Annotated in this window: 7 protein-coding genes; 2 read left to right on the forward strand and 5 right to left on the reverse strand. The window is 47.4% G+C overall.

Translation table 11 applies throughout. The features are described from left to right. Positions 1-169: 169 nt before the first annotated feature. Both NA330_RS19035 and soxR read right to left on the reverse strand, forming a co-directional pair. On the reverse strand, positions 170-838 hold the full coding sequence (locus NA330_RS19035; RefSeq protein ID WP_001651253.1) for a glutathione S-transferase family protein: 669 nt from the start codon (positions 836-838) through the stop codon (positions 170-172). 292 nt (positions 839-1,130) lie between these two features. Beyond that, positions 1,131-1,589, reverse strand: coding sequence for a redox-sensitive transcriptional activator SoxR (gene soxR / locus NA330_RS19040; protein WP_000412686.1), 459 nt, complete (start codon positions 1,587-1,589; stop codon positions 1,131-1,133). 86 nt (positions 1,590-1,675) lie between these two features. Between soxR and soxS the strand changes: the two genes are divergently transcribed. Then, complete coding sequence (gene soxS, locus NA330_RS19045; RefSeq protein ID WP_000019483.1) at positions 1,676-1,999, forward strand: superoxide response transcriptional regulator SoxS; 324 nt, start codon at positions 1,676-1,678, stop codon at positions 1,997-1,999. Here soxS and NA330_RS19050 read toward each other — a convergent pair. Then, positions 1,987-3,588, reverse strand: coding sequence for an EAL domain-containing protein (locus tag NA330_RS19050; protein ID WP_023242455.1), 1,602 nt, complete (start codon positions 3,586-3,588; stop codon positions 1,987-1,989). The genes soxS and NA330_RS19050 overlap by 13 nt on opposite strands. 561 nt (positions 3,589-4,149) lie before the next feature. On the opposite strand from NA330_RS19050, the gene NA330_RS19055 reads away from it, so the two are divergent. Continuing rightward, a complete protein-coding gene (locus tag NA330_RS19055; RefSeq protein WP_000719058.1) occupies positions 4,150-4,431 on the forward strand; it encodes a YjcB family protein in 282 nt (93 codons plus the stop codon). Between the two features lie 277 nt (positions 4,432-4,708). Here NA330_RS19055 and siiF read toward each other — a convergent pair whose 3' ends face one another. Continuing rightward, the gene (gene siiF / locus NA330_RS19060) at positions 4,709-6,775 is read right to left on the reverse strand and encodes an SPI-4 type I secretion system protein SiiF (RefSeq protein ID WP_000358577.1); all 2,067 of its coding nucleotides are present in this window, start codon (positions 6,773-6,775) and stop codon (positions 4,709-4,711) included. A gap of 39 nt (positions 6,776-6,814) precedes the next feature. Then, positions 6,815-23,497, reverse strand: coding sequence for a non-fimbrial adhesin SiiE (siiE, locus tag NA330_RS19065; protein ID WP_198884809.1), 16,683 nt, complete (start codon positions 23,495-23,497; stop codon positions 6,815-6,817). Positions 23,498-23,508 lie beyond the last annotated feature (11 nt).

The raw sequence follows: 23,508 nt of genomic DNA on the forward strand, positions 1-23,508 counted from the left end.
TCATCAACGCTTTTTCAACTGAACTTTGCCGCTTTTTATGCTTTTCTGCTTAGTATGCTCAATAAATCGCCAGACGATGCGCAAACGTTATCGTCCCTGCGCAATCCAGCAACAATTTTTCGCATCGCTGTTAGCAAATACGTTGCGCAATCTGCTCACAAAAACGCCATTATCCGCCGGGAATGGTAAACGGACCGCCCTGCTGAATCGCTCGCTGCCAGGCTGGACGCATTTCTACCCGCGCTTTCCATGCGTTGATATGGTCGAGATGAGCGATCCCGCCTCGGGCAAGCAGCGCAAATAGCGGGAAGCTCATCTGGATATCCGCCATACTTAACTGCTCTCCGGCAAACCAGGGGTGATTTGCCAGATGCCCGTCAATAAAGCGCGCATGGGTTTCCAGTTGCGGATTGAGGTACGCTTTTTGCGCGCCCTTACCGATAACGCCGCCCAACGTTCGCAGGCCCAATGGTACCGGCGGTTTACCCAGAGAGGTAAAGAGCAATCTCATCAATAGCAAGGGCATGAGCGAACCTTCAGCGTAATGTAGCCAGAATCGATAGTGTTGTTTCCCCTGCGCATCCGCAGGTTTAAAGCGTCCGATACTGTCGTAAGTGTCCTGCAAATATTCCAGGATGGCGCCCGATTCCGCAATAACCATACCGTGATCTTCGATAACCGGAGACTTGCCCAGCGGATGCACTTTTTTCAATGTCGGCGGCGCCAGCATGGTCTTTTCACGCTGGTAACGCACAATCTGGTAAGGCAACGCCAGCTCTTCCAGCGCCCAGAGGATGCGCTGCGAACGAGACTGATTTAAATGGTGCACCGTCAGCATGGCTGTCTCCTGTAAGGTATGCCAACTAACTATAGAAAATTATGGCAGTTGCCGTAAAAATTTCGGCTAAAAAATGAGCATTTCGCTGGCGAACAGGGCGTCGTCGCTTACACTTACAGTATCAACACAAACCGGAACCTCCACCACGTGCTCGATATGAGGGGTGTTGACGTCGGGGGAAACCCTCCTGTAATCAGCGGGATAGAGCGAAAGACAAAGACCGGAAACAAACTAAAGCGCCCTTAGCGGCGCTTTAGTTTTAGGTGAACTCAGCCCGATGGCCGAGTGCATGTTAATCATCTTCAAGCAGCCGGGCACCCGTCCCGTGTTCGCCAAGCCTGTCGCCTGGATTTCGCAGCGGACAGTCGCTACGCGATAAACAGCCGCAGCCGATACAACCGTCCAGCTCATCGCGCAACGCCACCAGCGTATGAATACGTCGGTCTAACTCTTCGCGCCACTGCGAGGAGAGCTGCTTCCACTCTTTCGCGCTTAACGTATGTCCTTCCGGCAAGATACCAAACGCGTCGCCGATAGTTGCCAGCGGGATGCCGATACGCTGGGCGATCTTGATAATCGCGACATAACGCAACACGTCACGCTTGTATCGCCGTTGGTTACCGCTATTGCGGATACTGGTAATTAGCCCTTTGCTTTCATAGAAGTGCAGGGCGGACACAGCAACACCGCTACGTTTCGCAACTTCCCCCGGCGTCAGTAAGGCTTTTAAACGGGGAGATTTTTTTTCCATAAATCGCTTTACCTCAAGTTAACTTGAGGAATTATACTCGCCCGCAGACAAAACGACGAATCGAATACTGTTTAAGAGGCAACAATATGTCGCATCAGCAGATAATTCAGACCCTTATCGAATGGATTGATGAACATATCGACCAACCGCTAAACATTGATGTGGTGGCAAAAAAATCGGGCTACTCCAAGTGGTATTTGCAGCGGATGTTTCGTACGGTAACGCATCAAACATTAGGCGAGTATATTCGCCAGCGCCGTCTCCTGTTGGCGGCCGTTGAGCTACGAACGACCGAGCGCCCGATTTTTGATATCGCGATGGACCTGGGCTATGTATCGCAGCAAACCTTCTCGCGTGTATTCCGCCGCGAGTTCGATCGCACTCCCAGCGATTACCGTCACCGCCTGTAGGGCGTCTGCCCGCGTATCGTCAGAGGCGCGGGCGTTTGTTGTAGCCAGGCGATGAATTCCTGCGGCGGTAACGCCTTCGCAAAGTGCCATCCCTGACAATACTGCACGCCGCGTTTTAGCAACCAGCTAACCTGTTCAGCCGTTTCAACCCCCTCAGCAATGATTTTTAGCCGCAAACTTTGCGCCATTTCAATAATATGTTCCACAATCAAATGGCTGGCGCTATTAGTGGTTAGCGTATCGACAAAAGATTTATCAATTTTTAAAAGGTCGACATTTAATGAGTACAGGTTATGCAAGTTCGAATAGCCGGTACCAAAGTCATCAATTGCCACCTCGTATCCCGCCTGGCGAAACGCCTGAATAATCGGCGTCATTTTAGGCACATCAATAAATCCGCGCTCGGTCACTTCAACCTTTATCTGTTGCGCAAGCACTGAATGCTGACGCGTTTTTTCATGAATCATCACAATTAGCCGGGAAGAGAGAAAATCAGCGGCAGAGAGATTGATAGAGACATAAAGATGCGGGTGCGCGGCCAGAAAACCACCTAAATCATTAAATACCTCTTCGACGACATAATCGGTGATCTGCTCAATCATCCCCTCTTTTTCCGCCAGCGGAATAAATTCGCACGGGCTCATCACCGGACCGTGATAGCCCGGCCAACGCAATAGCGCTTCGGCACCTACACATGTCCCGTTTTGGATATCAATGATCGGCTGATAATGAAGGCAAAGCTGGTGCCTGGTAATGGCCCGTTGCAGCAATCGACGCGGTGAGTAATATGCCTGCCGGGATCGTGACCACATAAATAAGACGATAAAGCTACAGATGATCCCTAACGGTAGCGTTAACGTAAGCTGATGAAAGAGGTTCTGGTAAAAGCGTTGCTTTGAGGTTGACACAATCGCGGCAACCGGTCGTTTTGCTGATTTAACCAGAGTATAGAAACGCTCACCCTGTTGGAACACAGGTTCACTCCGTCGTACCAAAGGTAATAGCTGATCAGCCTGCGCCTGTTCACTCAGGGAGAAAAAGGTGTTGGTCACCGTATCATACATTCCCCAGGCCAACGCCGGATCGTCTGACATCACCTCGCTATAAGATAAGGGATTGATAACCGCGACATAGTTTCCCCGCTGCATATATGTCATTTTATAACCGTTGAAAAAAGGCGTATCACGATAGTAATAAATAGCGATGTCAGGCTTTCGTTTATAGTCAGCGCGGGGAATAAAATAAGGACTTGTTGGCGTCATAACCGTAGAGCATAGAAAACGCTGGCCCTTAGCATAAATCAACTCATTAATGTACAAACGACCGCGGATAATATTCAGCATTCGCTGTTGATGGGCTGGCGTACAGGCTTGCCCCTGATATTGTTCAGCGGCATCGCGGGCTAAATCTGCTTGCAGGATAACCCGCTCCGTTTTATCTAATACCAACTGCGCAAATGAATGTAACTGATTTCTAGTTTCAGAGACTGCCCGGATATGAGCAAACCAGATCGCCAGCAATACAGGAAGTAACACCACAATGATCGTTCCGAGAAATCTCAACACCTTGCGTCGTGTGCTTTGACTCATTTTCAGCCTATTTCCCTGCATTATTTGTGACTATTGTTGGCAAAATAAGACGTGAACCAAATGGAGGTTTACGGTGCATGAATTTATCAATATTAGCAACAGACTTTTACCGATCAACATTTATCATTAATAACTACGCGCAATCTCTTTCGCATACCAGGCAGGACGCTAAATATTTTTGATAATATCAGATTTATACTCAAGTAAACGATGGGGTATACATCTTTACTCCTTTCTTTTGATAAATAACTTGATATTTTTATCAGGTCTGAATTTCACGAAAAAAATAAAAGAGTAGTAATAATACATCTTTGCTTTCCGGCAGTTTCTCTACGGACGCACAGAAGTCACACAAAAAATAAGGTTATAAAACGCACAAAAAATACATTGCCGATCTGGCGAATAAGCCTGTTTTTGTGATATAGTTCACAAAAACAATGAAACAGAAACAATGTTTCATTCGATGTTGATGTGACGTCCGTTGATAGCCAGAATGTCCCACGTTTCCCGGGAACAACGCCGTGCTGTCCTGGACAAAGGTCTATTCAGAGGAAATGTTTCATGGCTGCCATAACCACTGGTGTCGTTCTTCTCCGCTGGCAACTGCTGAGCGCCGTGCTCATGTTTTTAGCCAGCACGCTCAATATCCGTTTCCGTAAATCAGATTATATTGGTCTGGCGGTGATCAGTAGCGGTCTGGGCGTGGTATCCGCCTGCTGGTTTGCCACCGGCTTACTCGGTATTACCATGATGGATCTCGCTGCGATCTGGCATAACATTGAAGCCGTAATGGTCGAAACGATGAGCCAGACCCCGCCAGAATGGCCGATGGTGCTGACCTGATACGCCATCGCTGCCGCTGAAGTCGCCCACCGGTTATCTCAACGCGGAACCGCGCGCCAGGGGTAGCCTTGCGAACCATCACGTCCCTCGCATTGCCGTTGATGAGGGCCGCCAGGTGTGGTTATCCAAAAATGGCAAGTGGAATAGCCCTAACAGAATCGAGCTAAACTTATTGAAGACATTGCCGACTCGTTAAATGACAAAAAAGACCCGTTTGTGCAACGGGTCTTTTTTATTAAGCAGTACCACCTGATAACAGCGACAAGCGCTGCTTATTTTACATTAATAATTTATCCGGAGAACAATCACGGATTATTTTTCCACCTTTCATTACCAGAACCCGGTCAAAATACTTTATCAGATATCGACGATGCGTCACCATGATCAACGTTTTCCCATGAATAAACTCATCTAAGTTATCAAAAATTTGCTTCTCGGTATTCTCATCCAGATTTGATGTTGGTTCATCCCATAAAAAGACGCTGGCGTTACTGCTCAGACTACGTGCTAATAATAACTGCTGCTGCTGTCCGGATGACAGGTTTTTAGCCATAAAATTCACCGGAAACTTCAGCCCCATAGGATGTTGCAAGATAAAACCACAGTTCGCCAGATGAAGCGCCTTGAGTACCCGGCCCCTGTCGTTTTGCGGTTTTAACGCGAAATTACTTTCAATGGTTCCGGTGAATAAAACATCATGTGTCGTCACCACACTTAAATGCTGAGAAAAAAAGTTCTGCGATAAATGTCCTAAGTTATATCCATCATATAAAATGGCACCGTCTGTTGGCGAAAGGTAGCCAGATAGCATTCCCAGTAATGAGCTTTTTCCTGCTCCGCATTCGCCTACCACCGCGACACGTTGCCCCGCAGGTATGTCTATAGACAGTCGGTTAATAATCATCGGAGATTGAGCATCATACTGATAACTCACGCCCCGGATAGAGATATCGCCATTGCACTTTGATATTGACTGTAATGCCGGTGTTTTTTCTGCCTGATCTTCATCAAAAAAAGAAAGCAGATCCTTACCGGTTTTTTCTGCTGATAAAATAGAGATTAATGTAGAAGAAAAATTCGAAATGATCCCGGAAATACGGCCAGAGACAATGACAGATGAAACAATTGCGCCAGTGGTAACATCACCCTTGATTACCATAAAAAAGGCTATTACCATAATAGTTATTTGGGTAATAGATGACATACTCCCCAATATAGATTGATAGATAAGATTTAATTTCCTTATCTTCAGGTTAAGATACGACTGTTCATTTGATGTGTTGACCCAATCAAAAAGTAAACCTTGATTATTTAAGGTATGGATCATTTTAATAGATAAGAAAACTTCTGAGATAAAAATATTCCTGTTCTTCTGTCCTTCTTTTTGTTTGTTCATTAACTCATTAGTATAATGGTGGTTAACGAGGGAAATAATAATAGAGACGATAAACATGGTAACAGGGACAATAACGACCAGACCTAAATTTACATATATAACAATGAGAAATATAATAAATATTGGAATATCGGCTATACGTTGAAAGATCGAGTTTAATAAAACGGGTTTAATTTTTTGAAACTCATTCCATAGCACAAATGCTGATGACATGGATCTGCCATTTTTCTTTTTACTATAAAGTACCGCTTCAAGAAATGCGATATCAATATCGACGTCATCCTGCCTTGCTGTGATAGACTGATAAATATCTTTCGAAGTACGAAGGATAAACTCAAAAACAATAAATACAGCAACAATTATAGCCACGCCAAATAAAGATGAAACCGAAGCACTTGGAACAAGCTTATCATAGAACAGATTACTAAATACTGGGATAGTTAACGCAAAAATTGCCATAAAAAGAGATGAAAAGAAGTATTTAGTATAAAAAATCTTGTTCATCGATAAAGAGTTTTTTATGATATTTTTTACTCTTATACTATCAACAACTTTATTTAAAGGTAGTATACTAAATGCAGATAACTCTTTTAAATATTCATCTTCAATTTCAACATAACAGAGTTCACCGCGCGCGTTTACCAACTTTATTTTTTGCCCGCCACTCACACACACCATCCACTTCATTTCTGGTGTTAATAGTAAAATCGGCATAGGCTCATTTAGTAAATCCTCACCATTATTAAATAATATATCCTGTAGAGAAAGCCCTAACGACAAAAAGAAATTCTTCATTTGTATAGAGTCATCAGTGTTATTTCTGTCGTATTTTTTAAATCTTAAATTTATATCATCCTCTTTGATGTCAATTTTTATGTTGAATTTTTTAGACACTATAGATAATGCCGTTTCCGCACTTAAATAATAAGGTTCTAGTTTTTTATCCATAAGTAAACCCCCTCACCCAAAGGTGAGGGGTCTCCGTTATTATGCGTGTTCTTCTTGATTATCTACAGGTAGCGTAACTTCATTAACGGCGAAAACATCAATAGCGCCGTTATTGTTGTGCCCTACAGAACTCGTGGAAGGGGAATCATTAATATCGTCCTCGGTCTTTCCTCTTGCATTCATTGTGTTCACAATATCCGCCGAGGAGTGATCGACTGAGAATGTTTTCTCCTTAATCAGGAAATCATCGTCCTTATCAATGAATTTCACGTCCATAGTATATTCACCATCTTCCAAAGATAGCGGAACTTCGAATATTGCTTTCTGGTTAGTTATCGGCAGAGTAAACTCTTCTCCTTCAAACATAACACTGACATTAACAATATTCTCAGGTACTGATATTTCAAAAGAAGGTGTCTGACTAATTGAACGATCTATTTCATCCCCAGAGTCAGCGTTTAACAATGTAATACTATAGGCTGTCTCCTTCACCACGCTTTCTTCCGCCGCAGACGGCACTGTACGAAGATGCGTAGCGCTTTCAGCATTCACTGTTTCAGACTCCGGTGGAGTAACCGCTGTTGCCGTGGCGTCATCGCTCGCATCGTTATGCTGGCTATCCGCTGTTACCGCCACCGTTGAGTCAACCGTCACCTCCAGCGAAGCAGATTGCTGTGAATTCCCCGCGCGATCCACCACCGTCACGCTCAGCGTGTAGGTACCATCATTCCAGGCGGCTGGCGGCGTGAAGGTCCAGCCATCCGCGCCTTGCGTCGCCTGATAGATGTCTGTCACGCCATTATGCGTCACGTTTACAGTCACCCCGGTCACATCAGCATCAATATGCTGCAGCGTGAACTTAGGCTGGGTGTGATTGTGATTCGTCACGTTATCGCTGTCTGAAGCGCCATTGTCTTCACCTGCTGCCAGCGCAATCTCCGGCACGGTCAGCGTACTGTCGATCGTAACGGTAATGGGTAACGAGTTTTTCTGATTACCCGCGGCATCGCTTGCGATTACCGATATCGTGTAGGAACCATCAGCTAACGGTGTACCTGGCGTAAAGAACCAAACGCCATCGGCATTTTTTTCAGCATTATATACGGTCCCATTGATATCGACCTGAACGACCACAACATCGCTTTCCAGATTCCCGATAATAAAGGTAGGCTGATTATCTCGCGTAATATTATCGCCCGCCGTACCACTGTCTGAGTCTGGAGATAATGAAATAACAGGAGTCTCTTTCATGATATCGAGAGGGACATCATCACTCCGGTTACCAATCGCATCCACACTCGTAATGGTAAACTTCCCTTCCGATGGATACGGGATCGCCATACTCCATTTACCATTATCAGGAACGGTTAACGTATAAGTATTCCCATTACTATCGGTTATTATTAGCTGAGATTTGGCTTCCGCCGTCCCCTGCATAATAATTAGATCGTTGACAATATCTGAATAAGTTACGACCGGAGCGTTTGGCGGCGTTCGATCAATAAATATTTCATGTACCTCTTCCTTACGGTTGCCTGCGTTATCCTCAATACTCAACGTGATATCGTATTTCCCTTCCGGAAGCTGATCGGTCGATAACTCCCACTGCCCATTAGCCGCAACGACAGCGGTTGCCAGCGTGACCCCTGCCACGATTAATGATACCGTAGCGCCAATTTCCCCCATACCTCTCATGGTAATAGTGGAGCTATTACTCCACCAGTCCGTTTTCGATGATGATTTATTGTCATCAAGCTCGCTGGTAAATACCTGGATATGCGTATCGACCCAAATGGAATACTTTTCCTGATTGGCGTTACCAGCACGGTCCGTAGATTTAACAGTGATATCCAGCTGGCCTTCTGTGAAATAAAGCGGGTTCACCGGCATCTGCCAGTGGCCTTTGTCATTAACCCAAACTTCCCCCACATTTAAGCCATTAATGATGATTTCTATTTTACTATTGGGCTCGGCACTGCCACTAAACAATAAGTTACGTGTCGTGTCTGTTATATATATTTTGCCATCACTACCGGTCATCTCTGCTAACGTTTGTCCGCCGATAGAATCAATGGCGACAGGCGTCGTATTAAAGGTATCGATAGTAAAGTTTAGCGTTTTCGAGGTAGCCGTGTTGCCTGCTTTATCGGTGATAACATAATAAATGCTATGGGAACCATCGCCCAACGGTGACTCAGGTCGATAAACTTGATTTCTGTCCGTCACCGTGATCGTATCGACTAACACCCCATCAATGAAAATCTGAACACTCTGGTTCATTTCTCCATAAATACTAAACGCAGGCCGGGTTTGACTCGTTATACTATCATTACTGAAAATACCGTTATCAGAACCTGCCATCATAACAGGATTATCGATAAACGTACTGGTATCTATCGTGACGAGTAAGCGAGGCGATTCTGCCGTATTACCTGCCGGGTCTTCGGCAACCACTCGGATAGAATATTCACCATCTTTTAACGCATTATCAAACTGATAGGACCAGGTTCCATCTTCAAGCACAAGCACATTTGCCACGATCTTTTCATCCACATAAATATGGATTGTGGCTCCCGCTTCTGCGGTGCCAACTAACACAGGCTTGTTGTGACTAGTAATCAGATCGTCAAGTGAACCAGAGTTGCTCGCATCTTCAAGGTTGAGCGTTGGGAAGTCGGTTGATGAATCGACATCCACGCTATAATCCTTGCTCACTTCAGAGTTGCCAGCAACGTCAGTAATGCTGAAATGAATATTAAACTTACCATCATCTTGCAGCAGTATCGGCGCGCGCCATGTGCCATCAGCCTCAACCATAACAACGTTGACTAATTTACCATCGACAAAGATGCTGACCTGAGAACCAGCCTCCCCGACACCTGAGACTGACAACGCCCGGTTATTAGAGAGGGCCGGTAATGAATCTTCATCAATGTCAAAGACAGCAATTTTAGAATCGATTGTCACGGTTGTAATCGCAGACTCAACCCGGTTACCAGCAGTATCCGTAGCAACAAATTGCACCTGATACTCGCCGTCGGCGCTATTTGCCGGCATGGTATAGCTAATATTACCTGACGAACTCGCCTCTACTGTGCCTTGTAACACACCATTAATATAAACCTGTACCGTCGCGCCGGGATCGGTCATGGCAACCAGTACCGGAGACTTATTATTGGTAATCAGATCATATTTATCACCGCTATTAGTATCCCGACTTAATGAAATATCGCTGATTTCAATCTGCGTATCATGTTCTATCAGAATATCTTTTTGTTGACTGTTGCCCGCTTTATCTTCCGATACCACGACAAAGGCATTACTACCTTCATGCAGATCTAATTCTGCGCTCCATCGACCATCATTGCCTACCACCAGGGTAGCAATAACCACCCCCTGCGGATTCCTGATGGTTAAAGTACTTCCGGCTTCGGCTGTACCATCGATGGTGACATGAGATTTATTGGTGATCCAGTCGCCAACTTTGCCACTGTCATCAGCTTCGCGTAATACCACGGTTAACGGCGAAATTACTGTATCCAGTATTACATTCTGCGGACCAAACTCTCTGATATTGCCGGCAACGTCTTCAACTTTAAACGTTAATTCATAATTACCGTCATTACCCAAAGCGGGTAATACTACGCCCCAGTGTCCTGCGCCTGTCGTATAAGCAATCGCTTTTTCAACGCCATTCACAAAGATAGTGATTTTGCTGTTTGGCTCACTGGTGCCGCCAATCTCCGGCGTCACCGTATTGATATATCCGCCCTCATGCATTCCAGATATATTCCATACCAGTTCAGCAACCTCGGTATCGATAGTGACATCAACGGCGGTGGAACGCAGTTCGCTATTATCGCGAGGGTTGACGATACCCACCTGGACGACATAATGGCCATCTTTCATTTCCGATAACTGGAAAGTATATCGACCCGCTGTATCCGCTGTCGCCTCGCCGACCTTCACGCCATCCACATAAATACTCACAATCGCATTAGGTAACGTGTTCCCAACCAGGGTCGGCGTTTTATTATTCGTGGTAAAGTCTCCTAAGGCACCACTATCGCTCTCCTCGCTGAGCTTTATGGTTGGAGGCGTGACATCAATAACAGGTATTACGACAGGAAAGTCGACCTGCGACGATTCATTACCCGCTTTATCTTTGGCAACAATGCTCACAACATAGGAGCCTGGCGCTAATACTGATGGCGGCGTCCAACTCCATTCGCCATTCGCATTGGCGTTTGCCGAGCCGACCACTTTCCCATCCCACTGAATCATAATCGTCGAGAACGCTTCGGCGAGCCCTTTGAACTCAGGACGCAGGCTGGTTGCCTCATACTGATCATCAATAGATGGATCCGAAAGGCGAATGGTAGGATCGATCGTAACCGTATCGATAGTGAATCTTTCCTGCGTTTGCGCAGTATTTCCCGCGACATCTGTTGCGACGACGTTGATGGTATACATGCCATCCGGCAGTATATTCGGCGTCACACTCCAGTTGCCATCGGCGCCAACCGTAATCGTGTGTTTTAGAACCTCCCGACCTGACTTATCGTCAACAATGGTAATCACCAGTTTCGCATTAGGCTCCGCAGTACCTTCGAATTTGGGATTTTGCTTATTCGTAAGGTTATCGCTATTGGAGCTGCCGGTATCAGATGCTGGCTCCATTCTGACACTGACGCTTGTCGTGGTATCAATGGTAAAGGGCAGCTTAGTTTCAGAAGTATTTCCGGCAATATCTCTGAAGACAACAACGGCTTCGTATACGCCATCGTTTAACGCAACGGGAACCTGAAATTCCCAGAGGTTATTGCCATTTGCCGTAACCGGATAAGAAACGCCGTTAATTCTGATTACCACAGTATCAATATCGGCGGGTACATTGCCAATAACGAAACGTGGTTTAGTGACACTCGTAATATTATCAACAGCGCTTTCGCCAGTATCATCCGCATCCAGCAAATCAATACTGGGATCAGAAACAATAGTGTCTATTGTGAATGATACCTCTTTGCTAATTTTATTACCTGCGATATCTTCAGCCACTATTTCTATTTTGTAATTTCCATCCACTAACGGTGTATCAGGGGTAAACAGCCATTTATTACCTGCTCCCTGAGTCAGTGTGCTGGATTTCCCGTTTAAAATTACCGTCACGCTCTGCAGCGGTTCTCTGGCTGAAATTTCAAAACGTGGAGAGGTAGTATTCGTAATACCATCCGTAGAATCCTTTCCGGCGTCGTTCAGCATCACGACGCTCAGGCCATCAACCTGCGTATCCACGGTGAAGCCCAGCGTGGAATTTGCCGTATTCCCTGCCCGATCCGTCGCCTGGACATGCAGAGTATAATGACCATCAGACAATGCGCTACCTGCAGTAAATTGCCACTGCCCGGCCGCATTTTTACTGATGGGCGTCCAGTTTACGCCATCGAAAGAAACCAGCACCGATGTCACATCATCAGGCGTTGCAATTTCAAAAGAGGGACGGGTAGCATTGGTGACATTATCGTGATCGTTGACGCCGCTATCTGTTGTTAACGTAACACTGTCAATCTGAACCTGCGTGTCGATTTCAATCTTCAGTTCGGCCGATGTTTTGGTATTACCAGCAATATCCGTTACGGTAACAGAGATCGTATGCTGACCGTCAGACAGTGGTTGATCCGGCGTAAAGGTTAAATTCCCCCCTGTGTTTTCAATGGTGTAATCCCGACCATCAATATGAACCACAATGTGTGATACATCATTATCGACATTACCGATAATAAACACCGGTTTGTTAATCCTGGTAAGATTATCATTAGTATCATCACCAGTATCATGGGTGGGATCGAGTACAATTGTCGGCTCTCGCAGAGTCGTATCAATCGTAAACTGCAGCGTTTCTTGCGCAACGTTGCCGGCGATATCAGTCACATCAACCAAGAGAGTGTGTTGCCCATCAGGTAATGCCGAACCGACATTAAATATCCAGCGGCCATCCCCTCCTTTTGTGAGTTCAATCCAATTAGCGGCGTTATCGATTTTAACGCGCACATGGGTAATATCATCAGCGGTAACAATACTAAACTGCGGCTTGTCGACTTTGGTAATGTTATCTACATCGCTATCACCGCTATCTGTAACCAACGTGACGCTTTCAATTTCAGCCGTCGTATCTATCACAACAGGTAATGGTTTCGATGTCGCGGTATTTCCGGCCTTATCTTCAACCGTAACGGTAATATTATAAGAACCATCCGGAATGGCATTGCCTGGTGTAAATTGCCAACCAGCCCCAACCTTAGTCGCGTTATAATCATGACCATCAATCGTCACCACGACTTTGATAACATCGGGGTCAACATTACCAATCGTAAAGGTGGGTCGTGAAATATTAGTGATATTATCGGCGGTATTCGCTCCGGTATCTTGTCCTGCGTCTAAAGCAATAGTCGGAACCTGTATATTAGTATCGATATTAAATACTAAATCTTTATTCGCAATATTACCGGCCTCATCAGTGGCCTCTACGCGAAGGGTATGAGTACCGTCACCCAACGTGTTCGGACTTTCAAAAATCCACTGTCCGTCGGCATTTTTGCGTATCACATTCCAGTTAGCGCCACCATCCAGGGTTACGCGTACCTGGATGACATCACCGGGAACGTCAATTCTGAATGACGGTTTGGCAACATTCGTTAATTGATCATTCTGCACGCCAGTATCATTAAGCAATACGATATTGTTAATGGTTGTCGTGGTATCAATACGCACCTCTAACGGCGCAGACTCTTTTACATTCCCCGCCAGATCTTCCACCACAACGGCTAACTGATATGAGCCATCAGCCCAGCTCGCAGAAGGCGTAAAGCGCCATTGACCATTGGTGAATACCGCCGCTTCCTCGTGCGTTTTACCGTTGTAAGTTACTTTGACCATCACGCGCGTAACGTCAGAATCAACCTGGCGTATGTCGAACACAGGCCGATCGTGATTGGTGAGGCGATCGCCAACAGTACCGCTATCTTCGCCAGCTGCCAGTTCAATCACCGGCGTAGTCAACGTACCGTCTATCGTCACCTTTAAAGGCGCGGATGTTTGCTGGTTGCCTGCCACATCTGTTACCGTCACGGTGAATGTGTAGCTACCGTCCGCCAAAGCAGCATCCGGTCGATAGCGCCAGCCGTCGGCTGATTCGGTGAGTACCACCGTTTTAAACGTGCCGTTATGCTCAATACTCAATTCCACGTGTCGAACATCTTTATCGATACTCCCCAACACAAATACTGGTTGAGTGACGCTGGTCAGATTATCGTTCTTATTCTGTCCGGTATCCTGATCGGGCGCTAGCTCAATGGTTGGCGTTAACAACGTGATGTCGATAGTGAAATTGAGCGTCTCTGTCATCTTATTACCCGCACCGTCAGTCACTTCCACGGTCAGGGTATGCTGTCCCTCTGGCATATCCGTCGGCCAGGTGTAATCCCAAATGCCAGCCGTCGAACTCTTGATTGCAGTAACCCAGGTCGTGCCGCCGTCAATACTCAGAAGAACCTTTTCCACATCATCCGGTACCGAGATCTGGAACTGCGGACGCACATGTTTTGTCACATTATCGCCAGGGACGCCGCTATCGTTGACTAATTCAATATGATCAATGGCTATTTGCGTATCCACTGTCACCGTCAGCGGCGTAGACGGACGCGTATTTCCCGCCCGATCCTCCACTGTCACCGTCAGCGTATAATCACCGTCGCCCCACGGCGCTGGCGGTGTAAAGCTCCAGCCTCCAGCCCCCTGTGTCGCGGTAAACGAGGTTGTCGTTCCATTATGCGTGACGCTGACTGTAACGTTGATAACATCCGAATCGATATTCTGCAGAATAAAGGTCGGTCGGGTGCGATTGGTCATATCATCGCCAGGCGTACCGGTATCATCCGTGCTATCCAGCGCAATGGTCGGCGTCGACAACCGGGTGTCGATGAAAAATTCAAGCGTTTGCGTCGCCGTATTGCCCGCTCTGTCGGTGACCATGACGGTAAGGGTGTGTTTTCCATCGCCCATATCCGTTGGCCAGGTATAGCCCCAGACGCCTTCGATACCCTGCGCCGCGCTCACCCAGTTTGCGCCCCCATCAATGCTCAGTTGCACAGAATTCACATCCGCCGGCACCGTGATCTCAAACTGCGGACGGGTGCTGTTAGTTAGATTGTCATCAGGCACGCCATGATCATTGACCAATGTAATATCGGTAATGCTGGTTTGCGTATCTACCGTCACTATCAGCGGCGTGGACTGGCGGACATTCCCCGCGTTATCCTGGACTTCTACCGTTAGCGTATAGCTACCGTCCGCCCAGTCAGCATCTGGCGTAAAGCGCCACTGACCGCCGACCTGGGTCAGTTTCACTTCCTGGCTATTGCTGCCCTGCGTGATCCGCAAAATGACCGAGTGCGCATCGGCGTCAATATTGCCAATGGTAAAGCCTGGTGTTTTGACGCTCGTAATATGATCGCCAATGGCGCCTGTATCGTCCCTGCTATCCATAGTGATGGTAGGCGTTGACAGCCGGGTATCAATGGTAAAATCGAGCGTCTGCGTCGTCTTATTTCCCGCCTTATCGGTCGCTTCTACCGTCAGGGTATGTAGCCCGTCGGTCACATCTTTCGGCCAGGTGTAATCCCAGATCCCTGCCGTGCCCTGTGTTGCACGAACCCACGTATTACCGCCGTCGATACTCAGACGTACCTCGTTGACATCCCCTGGCACCGTGACGCGGAAGTGTGGACGAACGTCATTGGTCAGGTTGTCGCCGGGAATACCGTTATCATTAACCAGTTCAATAACATCAATGGTGATTTGGGTATCAACCGTGACCGTCAGCGGCGCTGAGTATTTTACGTTCCCCGCATCATCCTCCACCCTCACCGTCAGCGTATAGTCGCCATCTGCCCATGTGCCGGTCGGTGTCACGCTCCAGATGCCGGTCGCGCCTTTGGTGGCCGTCAGCACCTCTTTCGTGCCGCCATGCTGTACCTCAACCGTGACATACCGTGCGTCCGCGTCAATATTGCCCAGTATAAACGTCGGCTTATTCACATTGGTCAGGTTATCGCCTTTTGTTCCGCTGTCGTCCGTGCTGTCCAGAGCGATAGTCGGCTCTGACAGTAGGGTGTCGATGTTGAACTCCAGGTTCTGTGTTGCCTTGTTTCCCGCCGCGTCGGTCGCTTCCACCGTCAGAGTGTGAGAACCGTTAGCCACATCGGTCAGCCAAGTGTAATCCCAGACGCCCGACGTCGAGCTCTGTGTGGCGTTAAACCACGTTTTGCCGCCGTCAATGCTCAGGCGCACCACGTTGACATCCGTCGGTACCGTCACCTGGAACTGCGGGCGCACGTTGTTGGTCTGGTTGTCATTGGGGATACCACTGTCGTTAACCAGTTCAATATTGTCGATGCCGATTTGGGTATCGACAGTTACCTTCAGCGATGCAGAATGGCTGGTGTTCCCCGCTTTATCTTCGACTGACACACTCAGGGTATAATCGCCCGCCCCCCATGATGTCGGCGGCGTAAAGGTCCATCCGCCTGCGTCTTTAGTCGCGTCAAATGTGGTGACGCCGCCGCCATGCTCCACGCTGACCGTAACGCGAACGGCATCATCATCAATATGTTGCAGGTTAAATGTCGGCTGGGTGCGATTGGTCATGTTATCGCCCTGGACACCGGTATCGTCCGCACTATCCAGTACGATAACCGGCGTCGACAGCGTGGTATCAATAGTGAAGTCGAGCGTCCTGGTCACCGTATTGCCTGCGTTATCAGTCGCTTTCACCGTTAACGTGTAGTCATCATCTGCCAATGTCTTTGGCCAGGTATAATTCCAGACGCCCGACTTCGAGCTTTGCATCGCCTTAACCCAGGTTACACCGCCGTCAATGCTCAGACTGACTTCGTTGACATCCCCTGGCACCGTGATGCGGAAATGTGGATTGGCGTCGTTAGTTAGATTGTCGCCCTTAGTACCGCTGTCATTAACCAGTTCAATATCATCAATGGTGATTTGGGTATCGACCGTAATCGTCAGCGGCGCTGAGTATTTTACGTTACCCGCATCATCCTCCACCCTCACCGTCAGCGTATGACTGCCATCCGCCCACATACCGGTCGGTGTCACGCTCCAGATGCCGGTCGCGCCTTTGGTGGCCGTCAGCACCTCTTTCGTGCCGCCATGCTGTACCTCAACCGTGACATACCGTGCGTCCGCGTCAATATTGCCCAGTATAAACGTCGGCTTATTCACATTGGTCAGGTTATCGCCTTTTGTTCCGCTGTCGTCCGTGCTGTCCAGAGCGATAGTCGGCTCTGACAGTAGGGTGTCGATGTTGAACTCCAGGTTCTGTGTTGCCTTGTTTCCCGCCGCGTCGGTCGCTTCCACCGTCAGAGTGTGAGAACCGTTAGCCACATCGGTCAGCCAAGTGTAATCCCAGACGCCCGACGTCGAGCTCTGTGTGGCGTTAAACCACGTTTTGCCGCCGTCAATGCTCAGGCGCACCACGTTGACATCCGTCGGTACCGTCACCTGGAACTGCGGACGCACGTTATTAGTCAGATTATCGTTGGGAATACCGCTGTCATTGACCAGTTCAATATGGTCAATGGCGATTTGCGTATCGATGGTGACCGTCAACGGCGCTGAGTGGCGAATATTACCCGCCTCATCTTTCACCGTTACCGTCAGCGTATAGTCGCCATCAGTCCACGCGCTGCCGGGTACAAAACGCCACTGCCCGCCGATCTGCGTCAGCTCCACCTCCTCGCTGTGACCATCGCGCATCACCTGCACGACGACCTGAGTCACGTCAGAATCAATACCGCCGAGAATAAAACCCGGCGTTTTAACGTTAGTCTTATTATCGTTGGCGGTGCCGCTATCATCTGCGCTGTCCAGCGTGATGGTCGGTGTCGACAATGTGGTATCAATGGTAAAATTGAGCGTTTCCGTCGCAGTGTTGCCTGCAACATCGGTTGCTTTCACTGTCAGGGTATACGTATTTTCGACCAGTTCTGTCGGCCATATATACTCCCAAACGCCGTCAGACGTCAGCGTTGCGTTAACCCAGTTGATGCCGCCATCAAGACTCAGTTGCACAGAGTTCACGTCCGTCGGTACCGTAATATGAAACTGTGGACGTGCTTCATTGGTCAGGTTATCCCCAACAATACCCGTGTCATTAAGAAGTTCAATGCGATCAATAGACGTTTGCGTATCGATAGTCACCGTCAGCGGCGCAGAATAATTTGTATTACCCGCCTTATCTTCTACCTTTACCGTCAGCGTATAGTCGCCATCGGTCCAGGCTGCGCCCGGCGTAAAGCGCCACACACCGCCGTTCTTAATCAACTCTATCTGTTGGTTCTTACCATCATGCGCCACCGTCACCACCACTTTGGTCACGTCGGCGTCGATATTACCGAGGGTAAAGCCTGGCATCTTAACGTTGGTGATGTTATCGCCAGCGGCGCTATCATCCGCACTGTCCAGGGTAATCGTCGGTTCTGACAGCAGGGTATCGATGATGAAGTCCAGTTTCTGCGTCGTTTTGTTTCCCGCCTTGTCGGACGCTTCCACCATCAGGGTGTGAGGGCCGTTAGCCACATTCGTCAGCCAGGTGTAATCCCAGACGCCCGACGTCCCGCTCTGCGTGGCGTCAAACCACGTTTTGCCGCCATCAATGCTCAGTCTTACACCGTTAACATCCGCCGGTACTGTCACCTGAAAGTGCGGGCGCGCTTCATTGGTCAGATTATCGTCGGGGATACCGCTGTCGTTAACCAGTTCAATACGGTCAATGGCGATGTGCGTGTCCACTGTCACCGTCAACGGCGCGGACTGCTTCACATTTCCGGCCCTATCTTCTACCTTCACCGTCAGGATATAGTCGCCGTCCGCCCAGTCGCTGGTCGGCGCAAAGCGCCACTGTCCGCCGGTCTGAACCAGTGGCACCTCCTGTTTAATGCCATTGTGCATTACCTCCACTGTTACCCGGCTGACATCGGTATCAATATTGTTGAGGGTAAAGCCCGGCGTTTTAACATTAGTGATATTATCGCCCGCGATGCCGCTGTCATCTGCGCTGTCCAGCGAGAGGGTCGGCACAGACAGAGTGGTATCGATGGTGAAATCGAGCGTCTGTGTTGTCTTATTTCCCGCCTCATCGGTCGCTTCTACCGTCAGGGTATAGCCTCCGTCGGCCACATCATCCGGCCAGATATAATCCCAAACCCCGGCTGCCTTCAGCGCCGCTGTTACCCACGTCTTGCCGCCGTCAATGCTCAGGCGTACCTCGTTAACATCCGTCGGTACCGTCACCTGGAAGTGCGGACGCACATTATTAGTCAGATTATCGTCGGGAATACCGCTGTCATTGACCAGTTCAATGTTATTAATGGCGATTTGCGTGTCCACCGTCACCGTCAGCGATGCAGAATGGCTGGTGTTCCCCGCTTTATCTTCGACTGACACACTCAGGGTATAATCCCCATCCGCCCATAATGCCGGCGGCGTAAAGGTCCATCCGCCTGTGCCTTTCGTGGCGTCAAATGTGGTGGTGACGCCGCCATGCTCCACGCTGACCGTAACGCGAACGGCATCATCATCAATATGCTGCAGGGCAAATGTCGGCTGGGTGCGATTCGTCATGTTATCGCCCTGGACACCGGTATCGTCCGCGCTATTCAGTACGATGACCGGCACTGACAGCGTGGTATCCACCGCGAAATCGATGGTCTTCGTCACGGTATTGCCTGCTTTATCAGTCGCCTCCACCGTTAGCGTGTATTGACCATCTGCCAGGTCTGTCGGCCAGATATACTCCCAGCTTCCTGCCACGCCCGGAGTTGCCTGAACCCACGAATTACCACCGTCAATGCTCAGACGGACTTCATTGACATCCGTAGGTACCGTCACACGAAAGTGGGGACGGTCGTCGTTGGTCATATTATCGCCTTTCACGCCGCTATCGTTGACCAGTTCCACCCCATCAATGGCGATTTGGGTATCGATAACGACCGTCAGCGGCGCTGAATAGTTGGTATTTCCTGCCTTATCTTCTACTTTCACCGTTAACGTGTAGCTGCCATCCGCCCACGTATTCCCTGGTGTAAATAACCAACTACCATTGAGGTGAGAAAGTTCGATCTCTTCGCTCACGCCATTGTGCATCACCTGTACGACGACCCGATGCGCATCGGCATCAACACCGGAAATAGCAAAACCTGGCTTATTGATGTTGGTCAGGTTATCGCCTGTCACCCCCGTATCATCCTTAGAAAGCAGGGAAATCACCGGCGTTGATACTGTGGTATCGATAGTAAAATCGAATACCGCGCTGTTCGCTTTATTACCCGCAATGTCCTCAACCTTGACATAAACCTGATGCAAGCCTTCCGTTAAATCTGAAGTAAAGGTATAGGCCCATGAACCATCAGGTTGTTGCGTGGCAACACCGATCTGCGTATCAGACGCGGCATCCCATACCTGAACACTGATAATGTCCGGATCAATATCTTTTAGGTGCAAGGTAGGTTTAACGATATTCGTTAAATTATCATCTGCAATTCCCGAATCTGAATCCGGGCTCAATGAAACTATCGGTATTGAAATAGCAGTATCGACGCTAATTAAGAAAGGATCCGAATGAGCAATGTTGCCAGCGATATCTTCAACTGAAGCGGTTATTCTATGATCGCCATCAACCAAACCTTGATCGGCTTTCAGGGTATACTCCCATCTGCCATCTTTATTTGTTCTGACCTCAGCGATCAGTGCGCCATCAACATAGAGTTTAACCGTTGAATAGGGTGCAGCGGTCCCTGTCAGTGCAGGATTCTTTTCATTAATAATATGGTCTGTATTATCAACCCCCGTATCGTTGACCAACTCTATTGTTGGTTTTTGCGTTTGCGTTACGATTTGGAAATTATACGCTGATGAGGAGGCAGTATTACCGGCAATATCTTCTACCTTTACCGTTACGTCATGCGAGCCATCGGATAACGCTGTGGTAAATTGAAAATTCCATACACCATCATCGCCAGCAATAGCCTCGCCACTTAACACACCGTCAACATAGATGGAAACCTTAGCATTAGCTTCAGCCATCCCGGTAAACAACGGCGTATTAATTTTAGTAATCATATCGCCTTTAACGCCAGAGTCAGCGCTATCATGCAACATAACAGTAGGGATCGGCGTAAAGCTATCAATGGTAAGCTGATAATCTACAGATGACGTTCTTCCTAAAGGATCGATGGATTCAACCGTAATCTTATAAACATTGTCAGACAGATTTCGGGAAATATCAAAATTCCAGTTACCGTCTGCATCCGCAGTCGTCACGCCTATCGTTTTACCATCGATAAGGATATTTACGGTAGCAAACCTATCCGCTGTTCCCAGTAATGTCAGAGCATTATGTTTATTGGTAATCCAGTCGCCTTTTGCACCGGAATCATCACTGGCATCGAGTTCCGCTTTTGGAGGTACAACTTCAGTTTGAATAGTAAAAGAATATTTAACAGTAGAGGATTTATTGCCAGCGGCATCCTGAGAAATGATTTCAATATCATAGGCGCCCTGAAGAAATTTATTACTAAACTGATAATTCCAGGTCCCGTTTGAATCAACCTCAATGCTGTCATATAATTTACCATCTCGCATCAATAAGATGGTAGACTTTGGCTCTGCCGTACCGACTAAAGCCGGTAAATCATTCCCTGATAAAATTATACCATTCGGCAAAACAACATAATCTTCCAAAGAAACTGTCGGAGGTACAGGGGCAACAGTATCAATAACGTAACTAAAGGAAAAATCCTTTTTGTTGCCAGCGACATCTTCAACAGTGAACGTAAGATTGTTAATCCCTTCCACTGAGTCTGAAGTGAAATTGAACGTCCATTCACCCTGGTCATTCGCTTTAAAAACAACCTCTTCGCCGGTCTCACTATTTATGACACTGATAATAGCATTTGGCTCAGTTTTACCTGTAAAGGTTGGGCGAGTATTGTTAGTAACGTTATCTCCGACAATACCGCTATCATCAGTCGTTTCAATCTCAGCGCTGAAATAGCTGATACGTGTATCAATAGTAAAAGGCAGATTTGCCGTCGCAGAGGTATGCCCGGCAATATCAGTAGCTGTTGCTGTTATATTGTATTCGCCATCCTTGAGCGGCGTAGTAAGCGTATAGCTCCATGTCCCATCTTTAGCAACAATGACCTCACCAAGATGTTTAAGCCCAAGATAAATAGAGACTGTAGAACCGGGTTCCGCCACACCAATAAATGTTGGCAGGGTGCTATTAGTAATGTTGTCATTTTTAATGCCGGAATCACTACTATCATCCAGCTCAATCGTCGGCTTTTCCGGAGGAATGGTGTCGGTTATGATACTATCCGTCGTTTCGTTTTTATTACCTGCTTTATCTACAGCAACGACTTTTATACTATTTTCGCCCTCAGATAATTCATTATCCTTAAATTCATAACTCCAGTTTCCATCTTTATCGACATCAACGCTGGCAACCAGTTTATTATCTACATAAATGTCAACCTTAGCATTCTCTTCCGCCGTACCAACAATTGAAGGCGTCAAGGTCGGCGTTAAGCCCTTATGACCGGACACACTACTTTCAGGCGAAAGTTCAAATGTTGGCTTATCGGTAACGGAATCGATAGTAATGACAAGTTTGGCGCTACCGCTTCCATCAGCAGTCTTGGCCTCTGCCTCCAGATTGTATGTTCCATCAGTCAATGTTTCAGGCGCAGTGAAGGTGAAGTTACCCAAACTATCCGCTACAGCCTGACCGACAGCAATACCATTAATTTTAATAATGACCGTGGCATTGGGGGCAGTGCTACCTACAAACTGAGGTTTGGTAAAATTAGTTATACTATCATCTTTGCTACCGCTGTTACTTTCGGCCGCAAGCGCTAATGTGACTTTAAGCGGCTCTTTAACAGACTCGGCATCGAGCTTATTTTCCTCATTTTTACTGCTATTACTTTTGCCAGTGCTGGTATTTTTATTAATAGGTTGAGGAAGAACTTTTTCAGCATCGTTCTGTTTAGAAGCCTGCGTTGCTTTAGCCTGTGTATTTTGCTGGGAAGCATCGCTTTGCTGAGCCAGATTGTCTTTTGCTACATTGTCAGCCAAAAATTCCTGCAGCATTTCTTCCATTTGCTTTGACGAGTTCTGTACTTCAAACGCTTCATTGAGCGCTTTTTCTGCAGCCTCCTTAGCTTTCTCTGCTTCTTCCTTCGCCTTATCAGCTTCTTTCTTTGCGTTTTCAGCATCGTCAAGCTGCTTTTTTAATTCCTCTTCTTCCTTCTTATTTCGTCGTTTGCCATTACCTTTCTTTTCTACCTGAGCAGAATCAACCAATGAGCTGTCAATTCTCTCTAGTTGAATATCTTTTAAATCTACGCTGCCCAGAATTTTAGCGCCAGTAATAGTCTTATCTTTAAATTTAACAGCGAGGTTATTGCCTTTGATACTTGAATAAAGAGCGCCATTGACAATGATCACTGAACCACGCGGCGTGGTAATGTTCATGTCTGGCCCGGAAAGAGAAACTTTTGCGCCTTTGGCATTACCCAAAGAAGATAAATCAATTACAGAATTTTGATCGGCAAAAAACTTTTGTATGCTTTTATTTCCCATAATATTATATT

This window comes from Salmonella sp. NW722 (assembly GCF_051702785.1).
Taxonomy (GTDB): Bacteria; Pseudomonadota; Gammaproteobacteria; order Enterobacterales; family Enterobacteriaceae; genus Salmonella; species Salmonella enterica.